General features: G+C 72.7%; 18 protein-coding genes. 7 read left to right on the forward strand and 11 right to left on the reverse strand.

Going from position 1 to position 21,379, the window contains the following annotated elements; all coding sequences use genetic code 11:
* Positions 1 to 807: 807 nt before the first annotated feature.
* The 4 genes from ACZ4TG_RS22490 to ACZ4TG_RS22505 form a co-directional block, all read right to left on the reverse strand.
* Positions 808 to 1,302 (reverse strand): hypothetical protein, encoded by a 495-nt coding sequence (locus ACZ4TG_RS22490; protein WP_468165502.1) that lies wholly within the window; start codon positions 1,300 to 1,302, stop codon positions 808 to 810.
* A 364-nt stretch (positions 1,303 to 1,666) separates the two neighbouring features.
* Positions 1,667 to 2,299, reverse strand: a complete 633-nt coding sequence (locus ACZ4TG_RS22495) for a DedA family protein (RefSeq protein ID WP_468165505.1) — start codon at positions 2,297 to 2,299, stop codon at positions 1,667 to 1,669.
* 335 nt (positions 2,300 to 2,634) lie between these two features.
* The gene (locus tag ACZ4TG_RS22500; RefSeq protein WP_468165507.1) at positions 2,635 to 4,302 is read right to left on the reverse strand and encodes a DUF7800 domain-containing protein; all 1,668 of its coding nucleotides are present in this window, start codon (positions 4,300 to 4,302) and stop codon (positions 2,635 to 2,637) included.
* A 198-nt stretch (positions 4,303 to 4,500) separates the two neighbouring features.
* Complete coding sequence (locus tag ACZ4TG_RS22505; RefSeq protein WP_468166154.1) at positions 4,501 to 5,145, reverse strand: HNH endonuclease family protein; 645 nt, start codon at positions 5,143 to 5,145, stop codon at positions 4,501 to 4,503.
* Positions 5,146 to 5,661: 516 nt separating this feature from the next.
* Here ACZ4TG_RS22505 and ACZ4TG_RS22510 point away from each other — a divergent pair.
* Both ACZ4TG_RS22510 and ACZ4TG_RS22515 read left to right on the forward strand, forming a co-directional pair.
* Positions 5,662 to 6,240, forward strand: a complete 579-nt coding sequence (locus ACZ4TG_RS22510) for a TMEM165/GDT1 family protein (protein ID WP_468165509.1) — start codon at positions 5,662 to 5,664, stop codon at positions 6,238 to 6,240.
* Positions 6,241 to 6,489: 249 nt separating this feature from the next.
* Positions 6,490 to 7,011, forward strand: a complete 522-nt coding sequence (locus ACZ4TG_RS22515; RefSeq protein ID WP_468165511.1) for a DinB family protein — start codon at positions 6,490 to 6,492, stop codon at positions 7,009 to 7,011.
* A gap of 185 nt (positions 7,012 to 7,196) precedes the next feature.
* Here the strand turns inward: ACZ4TG_RS22515 and ACZ4TG_RS22520 are convergent, their stop codons facing one another.
* Positions 7,197 to 7,895: an HAD-IA family hydrolase gene (locus tag ACZ4TG_RS22520; RefSeq protein WP_468165513.1), complete on the reverse strand. Its 699-nt coding sequence runs from the start codon at positions 7,893 to 7,895 to the stop codon at positions 7,197 to 7,199.
* Between the two features lie 218 nt (positions 7,896 to 8,113).
* On the opposite strand from ACZ4TG_RS22520, the gene ACZ4TG_RS22525 reads away from it, so the two are divergent.
* Positions 8,114 to 8,665, forward strand: coding sequence for a DinB family protein (locus tag ACZ4TG_RS22525; protein WP_468165515.1), 552 nt, complete (start codon positions 8,114 to 8,116; stop codon positions 8,663 to 8,665).
* A gap of 894 nt (positions 8,666 to 9,559) precedes the next feature.
* Here ACZ4TG_RS22525 and ACZ4TG_RS22530 read toward each other — a convergent pair.
* On the reverse strand, positions 9,560 to 9,733 hold the full coding sequence (locus ACZ4TG_RS22530; protein ID WP_468165517.1) for a peptidoglycan-binding domain-containing protein: 174 nt from the start codon (positions 9,731 to 9,733) through the stop codon (positions 9,560 to 9,562).
* A gap of 1,192 nt (positions 9,734 to 10,925) precedes the next feature.
* Here ACZ4TG_RS22530 and ACZ4TG_RS22535 point away from each other — a divergent pair.
* Positions 10,926 to 13,004, forward strand: a complete 2,079-nt coding sequence (locus ACZ4TG_RS22535) for an MDR family MFS transporter (RefSeq protein WP_468165519.1) — start codon at positions 10,926 to 10,928, stop codon at positions 13,002 to 13,004.
* A gap of 16 nt (positions 13,005 to 13,020) precedes the next feature.
* Here ACZ4TG_RS22535 and ACZ4TG_RS22540 read toward each other — a convergent pair whose 3' ends face one another.
* The gene (locus ACZ4TG_RS22540; protein WP_468165521.1) at positions 13,021 to 13,626 is read right to left on the reverse strand and encodes a GNAT family N-acetyltransferase; all 606 of its coding nucleotides are present in this window, start codon (positions 13,624 to 13,626) and stop codon (positions 13,021 to 13,023) included.
* A gap of 107 nt (positions 13,627 to 13,733) precedes the next feature.
* Between ACZ4TG_RS22540 and ACZ4TG_RS22545 the strand changes: the two genes are divergently transcribed.
* The gene (locus ACZ4TG_RS22545) at positions 13,734 to 14,150 is read left to right on the forward strand and encodes a nuclear transport factor 2 family protein (protein WP_468165523.1); all 417 of its coding nucleotides are present in this window, start codon (positions 13,734 to 13,736) and stop codon (positions 14,148 to 14,150) included.
* A gap of 123 nt (positions 14,151 to 14,273) precedes the next feature.
* Here ACZ4TG_RS22545 and ACZ4TG_RS22550 read toward each other — a convergent pair whose 3' ends face one another.
* The gene (locus ACZ4TG_RS22550; protein ID WP_468165525.1) at positions 14,274 to 14,606 is read right to left on the reverse strand and encodes an antibiotic biosynthesis monooxygenase family protein; all 333 of its coding nucleotides are present in this window, start codon (positions 14,604 to 14,606) and stop codon (positions 14,274 to 14,276) included.
* 323 nt (positions 14,607 to 14,929) lie between these two features.
* Between ACZ4TG_RS22550 and ACZ4TG_RS22555 the strand changes: the two genes are divergently transcribed.
* Positions 14,930 to 17,089, forward strand: coding sequence for a bifunctional glycosyltransferase 87/phosphatase PAP2 family protein (locus ACZ4TG_RS22555; RefSeq protein WP_468165527.1), 2,160 nt, complete (start codon positions 14,930 to 14,932; stop codon positions 17,087 to 17,089).
* 145 nt (positions 17,090 to 17,234) lie between these two features.
* Here the strand turns inward: ACZ4TG_RS22555 and ACZ4TG_RS22560 are convergent, their stop codons facing one another.
* Together ACZ4TG_RS22560 and ACZ4TG_RS22565 are read right to left on the reverse strand one after the other, a co-directional pair.
* On the reverse strand, positions 17,235 to 17,681 hold the full coding sequence (locus tag ACZ4TG_RS22560) for a DUF6193 family natural product biosynthesis protein (RefSeq protein WP_468165529.1): 447 nt from the start codon (positions 17,679 to 17,681) through the stop codon (positions 17,235 to 17,237).
* A 112-nt stretch (positions 17,682 to 17,793) separates the two neighbouring features.
* Positions 17,794 to 19,038 carry a cytochrome P450 gene (locus ACZ4TG_RS22565; protein ID WP_468165531.1) on the reverse strand — a complete coding sequence of 415 codons (1,245 nt, stop codon included), beginning with the start codon at positions 19,036 to 19,038 and terminating at the stop codon, positions 17,794 to 17,796.
* Between the two features lie 242 nt (positions 19,039 to 19,280).
* Between ACZ4TG_RS22565 and ACZ4TG_RS22570 the strand changes: the two genes are divergently transcribed.
* Positions 19,281 to 20,450, forward strand: a complete 1,170-nt coding sequence (locus ACZ4TG_RS22570; RefSeq protein WP_468165533.1) for a steroid 3-ketoacyl-CoA thiolase — start codon at positions 19,281 to 19,283, stop codon at positions 20,448 to 20,450.
* Positions 20,451 to 20,732: 282 nt separating this feature from the next.
* Here ACZ4TG_RS22570 and ACZ4TG_RS22575 read toward each other — a convergent pair whose 3' ends face one another.
* The gene (locus ACZ4TG_RS22575) at positions 20,733 to 21,137 is read right to left on the reverse strand and encodes an aggregation-promoting factor C-terminal-like domain-containing protein (protein ID WP_468165535.1); all 405 of its coding nucleotides are present in this window, start codon (positions 21,135 to 21,137) and stop codon (positions 20,733 to 20,735) included.
* Positions 21,138 to 21,379 lie beyond the last annotated feature (242 nt).

Consider the following 21,379-nt stretch of genomic DNA (forward strand, 5'->3'; position numbering starts at 1 on the left):
ATCGACTGGTACAACTACCACCGACCCCACACCGGCATCCAAGGCCAAACACCCGCCAGCCGCGTCACCAACCTCCCCGGACAACACACCTAGGCGGTCGGCGGCGGCCGGCGGCGGCCTGGGTGACGGCGCCGCGGCCGCGGCGGGCACCGGACCGGACCCGGCCATGGCCGTGCGGCCTCCCACCGCAGCCGTGGCCCGCGCCGGGGCGCCTCACGGAAGCCGGAGCGGGTGGGGCCGCGTCGTTTGGGGCCCGTCGTCCGGGGCCGCGCCCTTCACCCCGAGCACGCCCCTGCCCGTACGGGCCCCTCAGCGGCGGCTCGCCGTGCGGAACCACGAGCACCGGGCAGGCGGCGCAGCTCGCGCAGCCAGGCCGTTTCGAACCGAGCGGCAGACTGGCGAAGCCGCCGCGCCCGGGCACGAGCCGTGCCCGATCGGGGGAGCCGGGCGGGGCCCGGGTCGGCGTCGATACCGGGCTCCGCGGAGGCGGAGGAGAGGGCCGCCCCGATCGAGTTCACGTACGGCCGGGCGGGCACGCTCCGCAGCGGCGCCCCCGGTCAGCAGCGCCTGGACACGGCCAGTCCGGCGTCCGGTCGCCGGTGTCGGGACTGGAACCGTTCTCGGAACCGTCCGCGGCGGCGATCACGGGGCGCGGGCGCCGGTCCAGGGCCGGCTCTCCTCGCCGAGGGCGGAGTGCGGGTCACGCAAGGCGCGGCGTCGTCCGCGGACCCCGCCTTGCCGGGGGTGGCCCGGGCCGGGAGTGGGGAAGGTCCCGAGTCGGGCGGGACCCTCGGCCACTCCCGCCGTTCAGGCGACCCGTTCCGTACGGCGCCGGATCACCCACGCACCGGCGCCGAGCGCACCTGCGACGAGTACGCCGCCCAGGGCGATCTGACCCGGGCTCATCGCGTCCATGCTGCCGCCCAGGCCGCCGCGGGCGGCGCCGGGGCTGACGTTCAGGGAGACGGTGACCCGCTCGCCGCCCGTGCCGCCGCACTCGAAGGTGACGGGGTGGTTGCCGGTGGCGGCGTCGCGGTAGACGGTGGCGCTGCCGAACAGGTTGGTGGCCTCCAGGTTGCCCGGCGACAGCTGGACGTCGCCGAAGGCGCGGGAGGTGGCCCTGCCGGTCTTGGTGCCGCAGCCCTCGACGTTGAGGGCGACCCGGCCCCCGGGGGCGACGGACACCGGGGAGACGGTGGCGGAGGGGCGGGCGTAGGCGAGAGTGACGGGCGTGACGGCGGCGACGACGAGCATCGCCGCCGCGCCTCTCATCAGGTGGTGCCGGATGCGGGTGGCGGACATGGAGATGACTCCTCGGGCTCCTCGAAACGGCGCGGCCAGGGCACGGATGTGACGCGGATTCGGGTTCACACCGTGCTCTGGACGCTAGAAGCCCAGCCCGCGCGCGGCGATCGCAGCCGGGTGAACGGGTGACCCGCCGCCCCCACCCGGCGGTACGAGGGCTCGCGGAAAGCCGTCGCAGGAGGGGACTCCGTACGGGTGACCGGGCGTGTTCCGATGCGCGTTCCCGTACGCCTTTCCGGGCGCTCTTCCGGGTACGTCCCGCGTGTGACTCGTGCGTGTGCCCTGCGCGTGTGCCTTGCGCGGGCGCCCCTTCCGTACGAGGGCCCGTACGAGCTTCCGTGCCCGGGTTCGGTGCGGTCGCTCAGGCCGCCGGGGCGGGAGCCGGCCCGGGGCGGCGCAGGAGGAAGGCCGCTAGGGAGCCTGCGGCGAACAGGGCGATCAGGGATACCGCGGCACCCAGCCAGGTCGTGCCGAGCCACTGCGTGCCGAAGTAGCCCAGCGCCACGCTGTAACCCGCCCAGGCCATCCCCGCCAGCACCGACCAGGGCAGGAACTCCTTGACCTTGCGCTGGGTCTTGCCCGCACCCAGCGAGACCACCGAACGGCCGGCCGGGGCGAACCGGGCGATCACCACCAGGGCGCCGCCGCCCCGCGCCAGCGCCACACCCAGCCGCTCATGAGCCCGGGTCAGCCGTCGGGAACGGGCGATGGCCCGGTCCAGCCGGGCGCCACCACGGCGCGCCAGCCGGAACGCCGCCATGTCACCCAGTACCGAGGCCGTCGTGGCGATCACCAGCAGCGCCATGATGTCCGGCACCTGTTCGGGCACCGGCGTCGGCGAACCCGCGGCCCCGGCCGCCGCCGCGGCAGCCGCCGCAGTGATCACCAGCACCCCGCTCGGCAGTACCGGCAGGAACACGTCGAGCACGACGGACACCGCCACCACGGCGTAAATCCAGGGGCTCGTGGTCAGCGACCCCAGAGTCTCAAGCAAGCGGGACTCCCCAGTCCGAAGCGCCGCATCGTCGCGGGGAGCGGCAGGGGCGGCTTGACAGCCATACAGCGTACGCCCGGGACCACCGCACCGGATCCGCGGGGCGCCCGTAGACCAACCCCGGCACGCCCGTACGTCAACTCCCGCGCGGCCGTCCGATGCTGTCACCCACCCCACCTCCACGCCCGCCCAGGCCCCCGACCGCTGCCCCGGCCCCTGTCCGGTGGGCCGGGCTGGGGCTGGCGCGGCCGGGTGCGCTCCGCCCCGACCCGGCCTGGCGCCCGCCCACCCGGCACGGCGACCGGCACGCCCGCCCCGTCGGCCGGCCGGACGCGTTACTCCGGGCCGGTGAGTTCCCGGTCCAGCACCGTCACCAGCCGGGTCGGCGCGCGGCCCGCGCGGGCCGCCCGGGCCTGCTCCAGGCGGAGCCGGGCCGTCCGGCCGGCCAGCGCCAGCGTCATCAGCTGGTTGCCGAACCACGGGCCACCCGTACGCCGCCAGCTCAGCGGAGGCCGGCCCGTCCGGCCGTGCCGCGAGAAGCCGCGCCCCAGCCACCGCCCCACCCGTGACCAGCCCAGCCGGAAACCCAGCTTCACCGCCATGTGGATGGAGTTGTGCACCGGCGAGCACGTCAGCTGGAACACCCGCGCCGTACTCGGTATTCGGGGCTCGGCCACATACGCGTGGTGTACGTCGCCCGACAGCACGCACACCGTCGCCGGCGCCCGCGGCCCCGTCCCCACCTCCTCGATCAGATCACTCAGCGCCGCGAACGAAGCCGGGAACGCCGCCCAGTGCTCCAGATCGCTGCGCCGCCGCAGATCCTCCCCGATCCGCGCCCACCGCGGCCCCCGCTCCCCACGGCACAACGCGGCATTCCACACCTCCGCGTCATGGATCAGCTGCGGCATCAGCCACGGCAGCGAGGACCCGATCAGCAGATGGTCATAGCCCCCGTGCCCCTCCAGGGCGTTCTCCCGGAGCCACCGCTGCTCCGCCGGGTCGAGCATCGCCCGCCCGTCCTCGGCCAGCACCCGCGCCGCACGGGTGTCCACCATCAGCAGCCGCGAGCGGCCGAAGTCCCGACGGTAGCTCCAGCGCACCGCACCGGGATCGGCATCCGCCCGCGCCGCGAAGGCGCGCAGCGCGTCCGTACCGTCCGGGGTTTCGCGCACCGCGCCGTACAGGTCGTCCGCCGCCAGCTCGGCGGGCGAGAGGTTGCCGAGGTGCTGATGGACCCAGTACGACATCAGCCCGCTCAGCACCCGCTCCGACCACCACGGCGTCGCCCGCATCTCCGCCAGCCAGGCCGCACTCGTGTTCCAGTCGTCGATGAAGTCGTGGTCGTCGAATATGTGCAGGCTCGACACGGTCGACAGCAGCCAGCGGATCTCCGGGTCCAGCCAGGACTCGTAATAGAGCCGGGTGTACTCCTCGTAGTCCGCGACCTGCGCGCCCGGCGCCTCGCGCAGATCCCGGCGGGCCGCCAGCCACCTCTTGGTCTCCCGCGACAGGTGATCGGCGTACACCTGGTCGCCGAGCAGCAGCAGGACGTCCGGCCGGACCGCTTCCGGGTCGGCGGCCAGCCGCGCCGCGAGGGTGTCCAGCGCGTCCGCGCCGTGCGGTCCGCGCCGGCCGGGGGGCGGCGCGGCCTGCCGGCAGGATCCGAACGTCACCCGGAGTTCGGGCGCGGGCCGGCCGGGCCCCGCTACGGTCGGCGTGGTGATCGTGCTCGGCGGGAAGCCGCTGTCGGCCTGCGGCCACACGAGGACCCCGTCCAGCAGTACCTCGTACTCCGTGGTCGCACCCGGGGTCAGGCCGGTAACCGGCACCAACGCGTAGTGGTGGCCCGCTATCTGGAAGGTGCGCACTTGGCCGCCCGCCCCGTCCGCGCACCGCACCTCGGCCGTGCACGGACGGTCGGCTTCGACCCATATGGTGGCGGAGCCGCCCGTGTCCCAGTCGACGTAGCGCAGCAGCGGCCCCAGACGCAGTCCGGCCATGCAACTCCCCCTCCTCCGTATCCCCTTCGATCACGGTACGGGGTGGAGGGGGAGCCTCGCCTCCCCCTGGCGGGGGAGAAAGATCGGATTCCGGTCAGGGGCCGCCGGGGCCGACGCGCCGCCCGGTCGGCGGCGCGGTCCGCCGCCTGGTCAGCCGCCTGGTCAGCCGCCTCGTCAGTAGTCCGATGAGCCGCCCGGTCAGCAGCCGTTGAGGAGGTTCACCAGGGCCGTCTTCTCTCCGGAGTCCATTTTCAGCCCCCAGTACTGCTTCACCTGGACCCACATCCGGCCGTACGTACAGCGGTAGGCGGTGCGCGGCGGCAGCCACTTGCCGGGGTCGAGGTCGCCCTTGGCCTGGTTGACGTTGTCGGTGACCGCGATGAGCTGCGGGCGGGTGAGGTCGTTCGCGAACTGCTGGCGCTTGGCGGTGGTCCAGGAGGAGGCGCCCGAACGCCAGGCCTCGGCGAGCGGGACCATGTGGTCGATGTCGATGTCGGACGCCGCGGTCCAGGTGGCTCCGTCGTATTCGGAGTACCAGCTTCCGCTGATGGCGGCGCAGGCGGAGTCCTGTACGACGTTCACGCCGTCCCGCTTCAGGACGGTCTCGCGGGTGTTGCAGGTGCCGGACACCGTGCTCCAGTGCGGGAACAGGTCCCGGCTGTAGCCGCTGAGGGAACCTTCCGCCGCGGGCGTGACCGTGGCCAGGTACGAGCGCGCCGCGGCGGCGCTGATGGGGGTGGGCGGGGAGGCCTGGGCGGCCGGTGCGCTGACGAGCGTGGTGAGGGCGGCGAGGGCCGAGGCTGACGCGAGCACGCCAATTCGACGCGCGTAGACGGAGGGTATGAGGGCCATGAGGGCTCCCTGGGTGCGGGGGGTGGTGGCCGTGCGGCCCCGGCGGGGCGCGGCCATGGTGGCGGCGCGGGATGTCGCTCGGGTGGGCGCCAGGTGACAGGTTGCCGACATGCGCACGTCACATCAAGCCATCCAACGGCCCACGCATGTGCGGAAGTTGTGATTCCGGCCGAGGAGGCGGGGCGAGCTGGGGCCAACGTCACATACCGGGCGCCTGGGAGGCGGTCCCCGGCGTCACGTACTCTGGAGGAGCAGAAGGGGAGTAGCTCTTCGCCGGACCGTCGACATACTGCTGGGTCACACCAGCCGGCGCCCGGAGGCAGACCGCGTCAGCGGTAGGCCAGCGAGACCTTCGGCCGCAGTGTCCTGTTCCGCGTTCGCACGCATCGTTACGCGTGGTGACGCAGTCACGTACTCAGGGCGCCGCCGAGCCGAAGCGACCCCTGAATCACCCCAGGTCTCTCGGTACCGCTGGCGTCCTGCCCGACCGATTGAGGTTCCACCGCAGTGTTCAGCTTCAGCGTCATGGCGATCGCCTTCGGCGTCGTCTTCCTCGCCGAACTCCCCGACAAGACGGCCCTCGCCGGCCTGATGCTCGGCACCCGCTACCGCGCCTCGTACGTCTTCGCGGGCGTCGCCGCGGCCTTCGCCGTGCACGTCGCACTCGCCATCGCCGCGGGCAGCGTCCTCACCCTGCTCCCGCACCGGCTCGTCCAGGCCGTCGTCGGCATCCTCTTCCTCGCGGGCGCGGCCATGCTGCTCCTGAAGAAGAACGACGAGGACGAGGAGGTCAAGCCGCCCGCCGACCAGTCCTTCTGGAAGGTGTCAGGGGCGGGCTTCATGCTGATCCTCGTCGCCGAGTTCGGCGACCTGACCCAGATCATGACCGCCAACCTCGCGGCCCGCTACGACAACCCCGTCTCGGTCGGCCTCGGCGCCGTGCTCGCCCTGTGGGCGGTCGCGGGCATCGGCATCCTGGGCGGCCGCACGCTGATGAAGTACGTACCGCTGCGGCTGATCACCAAGGTCGCCGCCGCGGTGATGGCGGCGCTGGCCGTGTTCTCGCTGTACGAGGCCATCGCGTAGCAACCGGCCGCCGCGCCGGTGTGAGGGGGCGGGCGGATGCGGGGGCGGGTGCGGGTGCGGTGCGGGGCGGGCGGTGCGGGCGGGGAAATCCGCTTGCGGGGCGCGGGTGCGTCGGACACGCTCGCGGGCGTGACCGCACCCGTACCTGCGCCTGTTCCTGCTCCCGTACCTGGGCCTGTTCCTGCGCCTGTGCCTGCGCCTGCATCTGCGCCCGTTCCTGCCGCCGGTCGGCACTTCGGCTGGTCCAACATGTTCGTCCACCCCGACGAGGACACCCGTACCGACGGCGGCTTCCACGGCGAACGCGCCACCCTCGTCGGCTACCTGCGCGACCAGCGCCTCACCCTGGAGCTGAAATGCGCGGGCCTCGACGCCGAGGCGATGGCCCGCCGCTCGGTCGAACCCTCGAACCTGTCCCTGCTGGGCCTCGTCCGCCATCTCGCGGGTGTGGAGCAGTACTGGTTCCGGCAGGTCATGGCAGGTGAGGGCGTACGGAGGCACTACCGCACGGCGCACGACCCCACCGGGGAGTTCACCGGCGCGGTGCCCGATCCGGCGGTCGTCGAGGAGGCCTGGGCCACCTGGCGGGCCGAGATCGACTTCGCGGAGCGGCTGGTGGCCGAAGCTCCGGACCTGGACGTCACGGGTGACGCCGACGGGGAGCCGATGCAGCTGCGCGAGGTGCTGGTGCACATGATCGAGGAGTACGCGCGGCACAACGGCCACGCCGACTTCCTGCGGGAACGCATCGACGGGCGCGTCGGCCAGTAGGAGCCGGGCCGTGGGGGTGGGGTCCGGGCGGTGGTGGGTCGGGCGGTGGCGGTTCGGGCGGTGGTGGGTCGGGCCGTGGCGGTTCGGGCCGGGACCCGGCTGAGGTCATGAACCGGCTGAGGCCACGGCCTGGGCTCAGGCTGTGACCCGCCCGAGGGCCCGGCCGTCGTTGGGGCGCGGGTCCGCTATGCGGCCGGGCCGAGCGTGAGGTGGATGGTCCCGTCCGGGGTGGTGTGGACGCGGACCGACGTCAGGTCGGCCACATGAGCCGTCGGGGCGTGCGCGGCGGCGCGGGGGCCGATCCCGACGACCCGCATGCCCGCCGCCTGGCCTGCGGCGATACCGGCGGCGGAGTCCTCGAAGACGATGCAGTCGGCCGGGTCCACACCCAGCTCGGCAGCGCCCTTGAGGAAACCCTCAGGGTCGGGCTTGCTGGCCCCGACGGACTCGGCGGTCACCCGTACCTCGGGCATCGGCAGCGCGGCCGCCGTCATCCGGGCCGCGGCCAGCGCCGCGTCGGCGGAGGTGACCAGCGCGTGCGGCAGCGCGGCGATGGCCGCCATGAACTCCGGGGCGCCGCCGATCGGAACCACGCCTTCGGTGTCGGCGGTCTCGCGGGCGAGCATCACGGTGTTCTCGGCGTAGTTGAGCTCCATCGGGCGGTCGGGCAGCAGGATGGCCATCGTGGCGTACCCCTGGCGGCCGTGGACCACCTTGAGCGCCTCCTGCGGGTCGAGGCCGTGGGCCACCGCCCAGTCGCGCCAACAGCGCTCGACCACCGCGTCGGAATTGACGAGGGTGCCGTCCATGTCCAGGAGCAGCGCCCTGGCGGTGAGGACGGCGGGGGCGGCGGCGCGGGCGGAGCTGGTGGTACTGGCCGGCATCGGTGGGGCTCCAGACGAGGCGGGAGAAGAGAAACAAGTGGTTCCGTCCACCGGTCAGGGATTGAGGACGGAACCACTTTGTTCCTACAAGATACAAAGCAAATGGCGGTGCGCGCCACCACGGGCCGGCCGGGCAGTCTTCCAGCGGCCCGGGGAAGGGTCTCCAGAGCCTGGGAAAGGCTTCCCGGAACCCGGCACGGCATCCGATGATGTTCGGCATGACGACCCCAACCAGAAGAGCAGCACTGTTCGTTGGCGCCGGGAGCGACCGCCGCTTCAGCGGTCCCACCACCGGTGACGAACGGCACATGCTCATCGACATGCTCGGCGCGCAGCGCACCACGCTCGAGCTGAAGTGCTCCGGCCTGGGGGAGGAACTGTCCCAGCGGTCGGTACAGCCCTCCACGCTCTCCCTGCTGGGTCTCGTACGGCATCTCGCCGACGTGGAGCGGCGCTGGTTCCGGCGGGTCCTGGCCAAGGAGGAGGCGCCGGCCCTCTTCTCGTCGGAGGACGAGCCCGACGGGGACTTCGAGGGCGCGGAGAGCGACCCGGAGGGCGTCGCGGCGGCGTGGGAGGCCTGGCGTGCGGAGGTGGCGTTCGCGGAGCGGTTCGCCCTGGAGGCCCCGGACCTCGACGTCGAGGGCACCGACGTGTGGCGCGGCCGGGTCTCGCTGCGCTGGGTGCTGATCCACATGATCGAGGAGTACGCCCGACACAACGGCCACGCCGACCTGCTGCGCGAGCGGATCGACGGGGCGATGGGCGTCTGACCTGGCCGGGTCGGTCCGGGAGGGGAGGGGAGGGGGCACGGTGCCCTGGGCCCCGCCGGTCCGGGCGGGCACGGGGCGGGCGGCTTCGGCGGGGCGGGGCTCGACGGGCGGGTGACCGGCCCGTCCGGGCAGGGCGGCGCGGTGCCGCCGGCGGCTTGGGCGGAAGGGCAGGCGGGCTGTTGCGGGCCGGGGTGCGACGGGTGCCCGACCTGGCCGGTCCGGGAAGCGGGCCCGTGGCCAACGCCTCAGGGGCCGCGTCGGCCGGGCCGCATGGCGGTCGGCCGGGACGGGGGCGCCCAGCGGCCGGGACCGGGACGCCGTGCGGAACACCAACCGGGACCTGGCCATCGACCGCAGCGGAATCCCCAACGGGGCCCTGGGCCACCGGCAGCGGCGAACATCAGCCGGGCCCGTGTCCACCGGCAGCAATCGAACGGCGGCCCGGCCCGTGGTCGCGAGCGAGGTGCAACGGCAGCCCGGACCGCGGCCACTGACCGGAGCGGAATGTCAGCGGGGCCCCGGGCCACCGACAGCGGCGGAACGCCCTTCGGCCCCCTGGCTGCCCGCCAGGACCGGGCGGACGCGGTGTCTGCCCGTCCCGCCGCCCGCCCCTGGGGTCACGCACGGGCGGGATGCCCGGGGCGGGCGGCTCAGGCGGTCTTCGGAGCGGGCGGGCCGGCCGGGCGGGCCGGGCGGGTCACATGTGCACCCGCCGGATCCTGCCGGGTCCCGCGCCGCCTGCACCGCACTCGGCGCGTTGTCGGGGCGCCCGAGTGCGTCCAGTACACGGGCGTCCCTCCGCCTCGCGATGCTTCCCCTCGGCCCTCCGGGCCTGGGGAGACCCCATGGCACCGGACAACGCGGGCTCGGTCGGCAAGATCCGAAAGAGCCGGTCTAGCCCTCCAGGGCGCGGCGCGTCGCGGGGCCGTACACGCCCCAGGGGTCATCGGTGATGTCGTTGTCCCACTGGAACGACGACACCCCGTCCTCCACGGACCTGCCGAACTTGCCGTCCATCTTGCCGCGGTAGAGCCCCTGCCCGGCCAGCAGTTGCTGGAGCTTCTTCACCTCCGGGCCCGAATCGCCGTAGCGCAGGGTCGGCCCCTGGGCGGGCGGCGGCTGGGGCGGGGGCGCCGGGGGGCCCGGTGTGCGACTCGGGGTCGGTGGCGGGGACTGCGCGGGCGGGGCCGAGGAGCGGGACTGGCTCGGCGTGGCGGAGGGTGACGCGGAACGCGTGGCACTCGGCGACGCGGACCGCGAGGCGGAAGCCGACGGCGATGCCGAGGCCGACGCACTGGCCGTCGGGCTGGGCGAACCATCCGTCGGGCCGACCGGACCCACGCTCACCGCGGGACCCGACGGCTTCGTGTCCAGCAACGCGGTATCGGTCTTCCCGGACCCGGTCGACACCCCCAGAGCCAGGGCCACGCCGCCGACGGCGACGACGGCGGCCGCGCCGGCCAGGAGCAGGACGAGCCGCTTTCGCTTCTCGGGGCCCCCACCCCCACCCCCGCCCCCTCCACCACCGTGTCCCGCACCGACCCCAGCACCCGGCCCCGCACCACGCGGCCCAGCACCAGGCCCCGCACCACCCGGCCCAGCACCCGGCCCCATGCCACCCGGCCCCGCACCACGCGGCCCAGCACCCGGCGCCACGCCGCCCGGCCCCGCACCGAGCCCAGCACCAGGCGCCGCACCGTGCCCGCCCGGCCCCGCACCGTGCCCAGCACCAGGCCCCGCACCGCGCGGCCCCGCCCCGGGTATCGCACCCCCCGGCCCCGCACCGCCCGGGCCCGTCTGCCCGGGGGCAGGGGGGACCGTGGGCAGCGGAGCCGTGTGGTCCGGCCAGGGCTGCTGCGGCGGCGGTACGGGTGTGCCGTACGCCGGGGTGTCGTGCTGCGGCGCAGGGGCCGGCGGGATCGGGGGCAGCAGCTCCGTGCGGGCCTCGTCGGGCGGACCGAACGGGTTCCCGCCCCGGGGCTGGTTCGGCTGGGCCACCGCGCCCAGCACCGGCTGCGGGGACGCCGGGGCGGCTCCCTCCTGGCCGGGGTCGGACAGGGACACGTACGGGCGAATGCGCAGCGGGTCGAAACCCGCGCCCTGCGCGCATGCGCAGCCGACGCCCTTGGCGCCGCAATCTGGACAGCGCTCAGCGCTCACTGGAACCCTCCCTGGCCACTGCCTGCGATTATGCAGACCCCCCGGGCCCCGCCCAACCCTCCCCGAGAGGCCATAACCGGACACACCGCTCAGGATGGAGATGTTGATCCGGCCTGAGGAGGAATCGATGGCCCAGGATGTGACCACGTCAGCCGTGGAACCCGGCCCCGGCACCGAGCACGCCTCCCGAGACGTGCTCGTCCCCATAGGCGCCCTGCTGCTCGGGCTGCTGATAGCCGCACTCGACCAGACCATCGTCTCCACCGCCCTGCCGACGATCGTCAGCGAGCTCGGCGGTATGGAGCACCTGTCCTGGGTCGTCACCGCCTACATGCTCGCCTCGACCGCCGCGACCCCGCTGTGGGGCAAGCTCGGTGACCAGTACGGGCGCAAGAAGCTGTTCCAGTACGCCATCGTGCTCTTCCTGATCGGCTCGGCGCTGTGCGGGCTCGCCCAGAACATGCCGCAGCTCATCGGCTTCCGCGCCCTCCAGGGCTTGGGCGGCGGCGGACTGATGGTGCTGTCGATGGCGATCGTCGGCGACATCGTCCCGCCGCGCGAACGCGGCAAGTACCAAGGGCTCTTCGGCGCCGTATTCGGGGCGACCAGCGTGCTCGGGCCGCTGCTCGGCGGCCTGTTCGTGGACCACCTGTCCTGGCGCTGGGTCTTCTACATCAACCTCCCCATCGGTCTCGTCGCGCTCGTCGTCATCGCCGCCGCCCTGCACATCCCGGCGCGCTCCTCGAAGCACACCATCGACTACCTGGGCACCCTCCTCATCGCTTCCGTCGCCACCTGCCTCGTGCTAGTCGCCTCCCTCGGGGGCACCACCTGGGCCTGGGGCTCGGCCCAGATCATCGGCCTGGCCGCCTTGGGCGCCGTACTCCTGGTCGTCTTCATCCTCGTCGAGCGGCGGGCCGCCGAACCCGTGCTGCCGCTGAAGCTGTTCCGGATCCGCACCTTCACCCTCTGCTCGGTGATCAGTTTCATCATCGGCTTCGCGATGTTCGGCGCGATGGTCTACCTGCCGACCTTCCTCCAGATCGTCCGGGGTGTGTCCCCGACGATGTCCGGCGTCCACATGCTGCCGATGGTGCTGGGTCTGCTGATCTCCTCGACCGTCTCCGGCCAGATCGTCAGCCGCACCGGCCGGTGGAAGGTCTTCCCGATCGTCGGCACCGCCGTCACCGCCGTCGGGCTGCTGCTCCTGCACCAGCTCCAGCGCACCAGCTCTGACTGGGAGATGAGCGTCTACTTCTTCGTCTTCGGAGCGGGCCTCGGCCTGGTCATGCAGGTCCTCGTGCTCGTGGTGCAGAACTCCGTCAGTTATGAAGACCTCGGGGTTGCCACCTCGGGCGCCACCTTCTTCCGTTCCATCGGCGCCTCGTTCGGCGTAGCCATCTTCGGCACGGTCTTCACCAACCGGCTCGACGACCAGCTCGCCACCGCCCTCGCCGGTACGCGGCTGCCGCCCGCCGTGAACATCGACCGGCTGGAGGCCGACCCGCGGGCCATCGGAGCACTCCCCGCCGACCTGCGCTTGCGCGCGCTCGACGCCTACTCCACCTCCATCAGCGATGTCTTCCTCTACGCCGTGCCCGTCGTGCTGCTCGCGTTCGTGATCGCCTGGTTCCTCAAGGAAGACAAGCTCCGCGGCTCGGTCACCGCACCGGACGTGACCGAGACCCTGGCCTCCAACCCCGTCCAACGCTCATCCCACGACGAGGTCGCCCGCGCGCTGTCGGTACTCGGCACCCGTGAGGGACGCCGCCACGTCTACGAGAAGATCACCGAGAAGGCCGGCTACGACCTGCTGCCCGCCGCGAGCTGGATGCTGCTGCGGATCAAGAAGTACGGGTCGACGGACCCCGCGATGCTCGCGGAACGCACCGGCGTGCCGATCAGGGCCATCACGGACGCCGCCCGGCAGGTCGAGGGACGCGGACTCGCCTTCCGCGACGGGATGTCCCTGCGCCTGACCGACCGCGGGGCCGCGGCTGCCGCCCGGCTGTCCGCCGCCCGGCAGGAGTCGCTCGCGGAACTGCTCGGCGATTGGTGGGGCCCCGACCGGCCGACCGACCTGATCAAGCTGGTCGAGGAGCTCAACGCCGAGCTCTGCGGTTCGGACTCCGAGGAGCCCTACGAGGCCCTCCCACGCCGCGACCACGCCGCGCACTGAACGCGGGTCCAGGGCTTCACGGCTTCAGGAGCTTCAGGGACTTCTCGAACCAGTGCTCCGCATACGGGCCGGAGTTGTACGCGGGTATCTCGCTGTACCCGTGCCGCGCGTACAAGGCCCGGGCCTCCACCAGGTCGGACCGGGTGTCCAGGCGTACGCGCTCGGCGCCCATCGCCCGGCCCGCCTCCTCCAGGGCGGCGAGCAGAGCCGCCCCGCCGCCGGTGCCGCGGGCACGCTGGTCGACGTACACCCTCGTCAGCTCGGCGGTGGCGGGGTCGAGGAGGTGTATGCCGGCGCAGGCGAAGGGCCGGCCGTCGAGGCGGCCGACCAGGAACAGGCCCGTCGGCGGGGCGAGGCGGTCGGCCGGGAAGTCCAGCATGCCCTGGTCGATCTCGGCCTCGGTGACGGAGCGCTTCCAGTACCGGCCGGCGACCTCGGCGTAGTAGGCGCGGCGCAGGGCGGTGGCGTCGGGAGTGGTGAACGGTTCGGGGGCGACCTTCCAGGTGCCCGTGGTGGTGCCGGTCGGTTCGCCGGTCGCCGCGATGGTCGCTTCGGTGGGCGGTTCGACGGTCGGTGCGGTGGTTGGATCGGTGGTCGTCTCGTTGCTCGTTTTGCTGATCATGGCGTCATTGTGGACTCGGGAGGGGGAGGGCTGCGTTGGAATATCCACAGGGGCGGGCCGATGATAGTAAAAAGGGCAAACCGTGCACATGGAAGGCGTGAACCGTCATGTCGGAGCATCCTGACTGTGCCCTGATCCGCCGCGGCTACGAGGCCTTCGGCAAGGGCGACTTGGAGACACTGGGCGCGATGATGACGGCCGACGTCATCCACCACGTGCCCGGCAGCAACCCGCTGTCAGGGCACCACAAGGGGCGCGAGGCCGTCATGGACCTCTACCGGCGCCTCGCCGAGGAGACGAAGGGGACCTTCCAGGTCCACTTGGAGTCGGTCATGGCCGACGGCCGCGGCCACGCCATGAGTTTCCACACGGCGCGCGGCGACCGGGGCGACCGGGGGATCGAGATCAGGCAGGGCCTGTTCTTCACCATCGTCGGCCACAAGATCACGGACATCGACGAGTGCACCGAGGACATCGACGAGTCCGACGCCTTCTGGGCCGCCGCACCGCCGTCGGGGATGTGACACGCCGCGATCGGTGGTGTGACACGCCGCCGTCCGGCGTGCGAGATCCGTGTGCGACATCCGCAGTCGCCGTCCGGGGTGCCGCAAGAGGCCCGGAGCCGCTGCTCCGGGCCTCTCGCACGCTCACGCCTGCTTCGGCGCCGCCTGTTGGACGACCTCGAAGGACCACACCGAGGAAGCCGAGGCCGCCGGCTTCGGACGCTCGCCGCCCTCCGCGCCGCCGCCCTGGTGGGCCGCCTTCATGGGGCCCTCCATCCACGCCTGGAAGTCCTCCTCGGAACGCCACCGCGTGTAGACCAGGTACTGGTCGGTGCCCTCCACGGGGCGCAGCAGCTCGAACCACTCGAACCCGTCCGAACTCTCCACGGCACCCGCCCGCGAGGCGAAGCGCTGCTCCAGCACCTCACGCTGCTCGGCGGGAACGGTCAGCGCGTTGATCTTTACCACGCTCGGCACATGACACCTCTCAGGAACGCAGGCCGGGTCTCGCACCTGGCCTCGACGACGTGCGTGCAGTCTCCTACATCCGCCGGTCGGAGCGTCGTCAAGGCGCTTCCCGCCGCGGAGCGAGGCGAACCGGACCACACCGGACCCCGCCACACCGCGCCGCACCGGACCGCGCCGCACCGGACCGCGCCGCACCGGACCGCGCCGCGCCGGACCCCGGACCGGACCCCAGACCAGCCCCCGCCCCGGACCCCGGACCAGCCCCCGCCCCGGACCCCGGACCGGGAAGTCGCCGCCCACGGCTGCGGATCCGCACGATCCGCATGCTCCGCATGCCGCCACCCCCGGCATGCCGTGGGAGATATCGTCGCCCAGGTAATGAAGTGGTGCATGAACCGCGGCAGCCAGGCGAAGTCGGGGTTGCGGTCAACAGGGCGGGAGGCCGGCGGGGCGTGGCTAACGCGGCGGAGCACACCGATGCCAACGGACATGCCGGGGTCATAGGCGGTAGCGGCGGGGGCAGGCTCGCGGCCGCGCGCCTCCTGCTGTGGGCGCTGGCGGGCGTCCTCGCCGTCAGACAGGCCGCCGCCGTGCTGCGCGTGCCGCCGGCGGAGTGGCTCAGCGGCTTCCACCTCCCGGGCAGCCTGCCGGGCACGCTGTACGAGAGCGGCTCGGGGTTCACCGGAACCCCCTTCGCGGGGCTGGTCCTCAAGCCGCTCGTCGGCTTCGCCGCGCCCTCCCTGGAAGTGGCCTGGACCTGCGTCACCCTGCTCTTCGTCGCCGCGATCGGGCTGGTCGCCGCGCGGGGGCTGCCCGATCCCGTGCCCCGGCGCACCGCGTTGCTGGCCGCGCCCGTGCTGGTCGCCCTGATGATGGTCTCGCTGCCCGTCCGCGAGGCCGCTTCGCCGGGCCAGACCGCCGTCCTGCCGGTGCTGCTGGTGCTGCTGGCCGTGTTCCGGGTGCCCGGTGAACGCCCGGCCGGGTTCCTCGTCGGCCTGGCCGCGGCCCTGCAGCCCGCGCTGCTGCTGTTCGCGCCGCTGCTGTGGCTGACCGGGCGCCGCCCCACCGCCAAGGCCGCCGCCGTGACCTTCGCCGGGGCCACCGCCCTGTCCTGGGCCTCGCTGCCGCGCGACTCGTGGACGTACTGGGTCCAGCACCTCGCCGGGACGGGCCTCGGCGGCGCCCCCGACGGCCTCGCCAACCAGTCCGTGCACGGGGCGCTGCTGCGGCTCGGCCTGGACGGACCCGCCGAGATCGGCCTGTACGTGGCCCTCGCGGCGGCCGTCGTGTGGGCCGGGCTGCGCCGCGCGGCCCGCTACGCCCGCGACGGGCAGCTGCTGCTCGCCGTCGCGATCACCGGCTGCGTGTCCGTCGCGGTGGCCCCGGCGGGCTGGCGCCACCAGCTGCTGTGGGTGCTGCTCGCGGTCGCCGGCAAGGTGGGCAGGCGGGCCGCGGACCGGACCGTGTGGCCGGTCGCCGTCGTGCTCGCGATGACCCTGCCCAGCGCCGTACTGCTGCCGAACCTGGACGCGCTGGCCCCCGTACGGGACAACGTGCTGCTGCTGACGGCCCTCGCGGCGGCGTGCGCGGTGCCGTTCCTGCCCCGCTCCTCGCCGTACTGGCGTGAGCCCGTCGCCACCGCGTACGGGCGGCCCGCCGCCGCGCGCTGGTCGAGGGTGCCGCTGCTGCCGTTCTGGCGGCACGTGCTGTCCCGCCCGAACCTGCTGCTGGAACTGCTGCTGATACGGGTCGGCTATTCGCTGTACTCGCACATCCGGGCCGCCGCACCCACCAGCCGCAGCCTCGCCGAGGGCAACGGCAGCCAGATCCACGGCATCGAGAAGGCCCTGGGCATCGACATCGAGCACGCCGTGAACCACGCCGTGGTGAACACGCCCTGGCTGGAGGCGTTCTTCAACTTCTACTACACCTCCTTCCACTTCGTGGTCCCGCTGACGATCCTGGCCGTCCTGTACTGGCGCCGCCCCGGCGACTACCGCTGGGCCAGGGCCTCGCTGGGCCTGGCCACCGTCCTCGCGCTCGCCGGTTTCTGGCTGTACCCGCTCGCGCCGCCCCGTCTGATGCCCGACCTGGGGTACGTCGACACCGTGCACGGAGTGCAGGACCTGGCCAACCCGCAGTACGGGGCGATGACGGCGATCTCCAACCAGTACGCGGCGATGCCCTCGCTGCACTTCGGCTGGTCGCTGTGGTGCGGGATCGTGATCATCGCGCTCGCCCCGAAGCGCTGGCAGAAGCTGCTGGGCGCCCTCCACCCGCTGATCACGGTGTGCGCCATCGTCGCCACCGCCAACCACTGGGTGCTCGACGCGGTCGGCGGCGCCCTCGTCGTCGGCGCCGGGTTCGGGCTGGTGTACGTACTCTCCGGGCCGCGGGGCGCCCTGCCCCGGGCCGGGGTGAACCTCCCGCGGCCGCGCACGCCCGAGCCGGTGGGCAGCGGCAAGGGGTCCGGGGAGCGCACCACGGCGTGAAGGGGCGACACACCGAAGGGGTGCCGGAGCGGTATTGAGCCCGCTCCGGCACCCCTGCGGTGGATCGCCGCGTCCGTCCAGGATCCGCCCGGTGCGGCGCTCGCGCCACTCGGGCGATCAGCCCGCGGCGATCAGCCCGACGCGATCACCTCGACTGTTCCGGGGGGAGTTGGGCCACGACCAGGGCGATGGCCGCCTCCGCGGTGTCCGCCTCGCCGATCACGTTCGTCATGCGCGGCCCGCGGACGCGGAAGCGCCCGTCGTCCATCGGCTCGACCGCCGGCACCTCCACGTTGAACGGGGGGCTGGTGCGGGAGCTGAACCACAGGGTCCACCGACTGGTGAAGGGGTACAGCCGTCTGAGTCTTGGTTCGGCCGCGGCCGCCGCTATGAGCGCCAGCACGCCCTGGCTCATGGTCTTGGACTCGGCCCGGTCGAGCACCAGCTTCCACGTCAGCGGCATGCGCTGCCAGCGGGCTTCCACGGCTGCGGCGGCTTCTGTGACTTCTGCGGCTTCCACGGCTGCGGCGGCTTCCGCGGCGTCCACTGCGTCCACGGCTTCGGCGGGTCCGAGTTCATCCTGAAGGTTCATCCGCGCAGTGTGCCGTCACACCGGCTCCGGGACAACGGCCCGGAAGGTCACAACCAGCGGACGGCAGGGGCCGGGCGTGGGAGGAGCGGCCCCTGCCGCCCTGGATCGCGGGTCAGCCGTGGCTGACCCGGAGCTCCTTGATCCCGTTGAGCCAGGCCGCGCGCAGCCGCCGCGGGCCGTCCCCGGCCAGCCGCAGATCGGGCAGGGAGTCCGCGAGGGCGTTGAAGATCAGGTCGATCTCCATGATGGCCAGGGACTTCCCGAGGCAGAAGTGCGGGCCTCCGCCGCCGAAGCCCAGGTGCGGGTTGGGGTCGCGGGTGATGTCGAAGGCGTCCGGGTTCTCGAACACCTCGGGGTCGTGGTTGGCGGAGGAGTAGAACAGCCCCACCCGGTCGCCCGCCTTGATCTTCTGGCCGCCCAGTTCGGTGTCCTGGGTGGCGGTGCGCTGGAAGGACACCACCGGGGTGGCCCAGCGGACGATCTCCTCCGCCGCAGTGGCCGGCCGGGTCGCCTTGTACAGCTCCCACTGCTCGGGGTGGGTGAGGAAGGCGTGCATGCCGTGGCTGATGGCGTTGCGGGTGGTCTCGTTGCCGGCGACGGCCAGCAGCAGCACGAAGAAGCCGAACTCGTCGGATCCCAGGTTGCCCTGGCCCTCGGCCGCCACCAGCTGCGTGACGATGTCCTTGGCCGGGCATTCCTTGCGGGCGGCCGACAGGTTCATCGCGTAGCCGATGAGCTCCATCGCCGCGTTGGAGCCGACCTCCTCGGTGATCGCGTACTCCGGGTCGTCGTACGCGATCATCTTGTTCGACCAGTCGAAGATGCGGAGCCGGTCTTCCTGCGGTACGCCGATCAGTTCGGCGATCGCCTGCAGCGGGAGCTCGCACGCCACCTGCGTCACGAAGTCGAAGCTGCCGTCGGCCGAGGCGGCCGGCGCCTCCGCGACGATCTTCCGCGCCCGGTCGCGCAGGGCCTCCTCCAGGCCGCGGATGGCCCGCGGGGTGAAACCGCGCTGCACGATCTGGCGGACCCGGGTGTGTTCCGGCGGATCCATGTTCAGCATGATCAGACGCTGGGCATCTATCTGCTCGCGCGCGATGTGCTCGTTGAAGCGGATGATCGCCGTGTTGGTGGTGGAGGAGAACAACTCCGGGTGCGTGGAGACGTACTTGACGTCGGCGTGCCGGGTCACGGCCCAGTAGCCCTCGTCGTCGAAACCGGTGATGCCCCGCCGCTGCGGACACCACCACACGGGTGCGGTCTGCCGCAGCTGTGCGAACTCCGGGAAGGGGACCCGGTCTTGGAGCAGGTCGGGGTCGGTGGCGTCGAAGCCTTCGGGCAGCGCGGGGCAGGGCATCGGGCAACTCCAAGGTCTGACGGCCCATCAGAAGTTGGCTTGAAGGTAGTAACGAGTTCTAGAAGTGACAAGGGCTCCGGCGCCAACTGTTGCGTGTGGAATCCGTGTAAGCCGCGTGCAAGACCCTTGCGTGCCGGGCCCCCAGGTCATAAGACTGCGGATGGAACTAGAACGCGTACTAGTTCAGGGCGGGGCGCCGGGACGGCCCGCCGCGCCGGCACTGTGCAGGAGAGGACGAGCTCATGGCCGCGGAACCCGTCATCGTCGAAGCCGTTCGCACCCCCATTGGAAAGCGCGGGGGCGCGCTCGCCAACCTTCATCCCGCCTACCTGCTCGGCGAGACGTACCGCGAACTCCTCGCCCGGACCGGAATCCAGCCGGACTGCGTCGAACAGATCGTCGGCGGCACCGTCACCCACGCCGGCGAGCAGTCGATGAACCCCGCCCGCAACGCCTGGCTCGCCATGGGCCTCCCGTACGAGACCGCCGCGACCACAGTGGACTGTCAGTGCGGCAGCTCCCAGCAGGCCAACCACATGGTCGCCAACATGATCTCCGGCGGGGTCATGGACATCGGCATCGCATGCGGGGTCGAGGCCATGAGCCGGGTCCCGCTGGGCTCGGGTTCCAAGCACGGCCCCGGAAAGCCCTTCCCGGACGAGTGGAACGTCGACCTCCCCAACCAGTTCGAGGCCGCCGAGCGCATCGCCCGCCACCGGGGCCTGAGCCGGGAGGACGTCGACCGGCTGGGGGTGCTGTCCCAGGAGCGGGCCGCCACCGCCTGGGCGGAGGAGCGCTTCAAGCGCGAGACCTTCGCCGTGCAGGTGCCCACCACCGAAGAGGAGCAGGCGGCGGGGCAGGGCATGTGGCGCCTGGTCGACCGCGACGAGGGCCTGCGCGACACCTCCATGGAGGGCCTGGCCCGGCTCAAGCCGGTCATGCCGACCGCCGTGCACACCGCCGGGAACTCCTCGCAGATATCCGACGGGGCCGCCGCCGTGATGTGGGCCTCGCGCAAGATGGCCCGCGCGCTCAAGCTCCGCCCGCGCGCCCGGATCGTCGCCCAGACACTGGTCGGCGCGGACCCGCACTACCACCTCGACGGGCCGATCGACGCGACGCGGGCCGTGCTCGGCAAGGCCGGGATGTCCCTCAAGGACATCGACCTCGTCGAGATCAACGAGGCCTTCGCCTCGGTCGTGCTCAGCTGGGCCCAGGTCTTCGACCAGGACCTGGAGAAGGTCAACGTCAACGGCGGCGGCATCGCGCTCGGCCACCCCGTCGGCGCCACCGGCGCCCGGCTGATCACCACCGCGCTGCACGAGCTGGAACGGCGTGACAAGGAGTTCGCGCTGATCACCATGTGCGCGGGAGGCGCGCTGGCGACCGGCACGATCATTCAGCGGCTGTAGTGCGGGAGCGGCGCACCGCGGTGTGATGCCGCGGGGGCCCGGCGCACCCGCCGTGTGATGCCGCTTGGCACGGCGCACCCGCCGTGTGATGCCGCTTGGCACGGCGGACCGCCGTGCGTCGTCGCCCGGTGGCGCGTGCTGCCGCCGGAGCGGCCCTCGGACCCTGTGGGATGGGAAGCCGAAGGCCCCGGAGGCCGGACCTGGGGAGGCCGGCCACCGGGGCCTTCGCATGTCTGTCGCCGCCTCGCGGCGGGTCCTGCGGCGTCTGCTGCCACTGGTGGCTTAGTACCAGTGGTGAGACTGCCAGAAGTTCCAGGCGCCGACGGGGCTGCCGTAGCGGGAGTTCATGTAGTCCAGGCCCCACTTGATCTGGGTGGCCGGGTTGGTCTTCCAGTCGGAGCCCGCCGAGGACATCTTCGAGGCCGGCAGGGCCTGGACCAGGCCGTACGCGCCCGAGGAGGAGTTCGTCGCGGTGTGGTCCCAGCCGCTCTCGTGCGAGATGATCTTGTCGAAGGCGGCGAACTGGGCCGGGTCCTTGATCATCTGCTGCGCGATCGCCTTGGCGCTCGTCGGGGCCGCCTGGGCCGGAACGGTGGCGAGCATGGAGCCGGCGACGCCGAGGGCGAGGACGGTGCCAGCGAAAGCCTTCTTCGAGGCGGCGATGCGGCGGATGACTGCGTTGGACACGGGGTTGGCCTTCCGTAGGGAACAGGGACGGTCGCACGCATGCCGAAGACATGCGTGAGCCACTCACGCGGAGGAGAGGGGTTCGTCGGCGGGGGGTGAAGTACCCCTGCCGCCTTGCGACTCATCCAGTTCTACAGACCTCCCCGGGGCCTGGCAACGACCCCTCTTACTAGTGGTCCTCGCAGGCGGGGAGGTTCGGCCCCCTCCGGGCCCCAGGGCATCCGCGCAGGTGGGGACCGGGA

This window comes from Streptomyces sp. NPDC028314 (assembly GCF_055565795.1).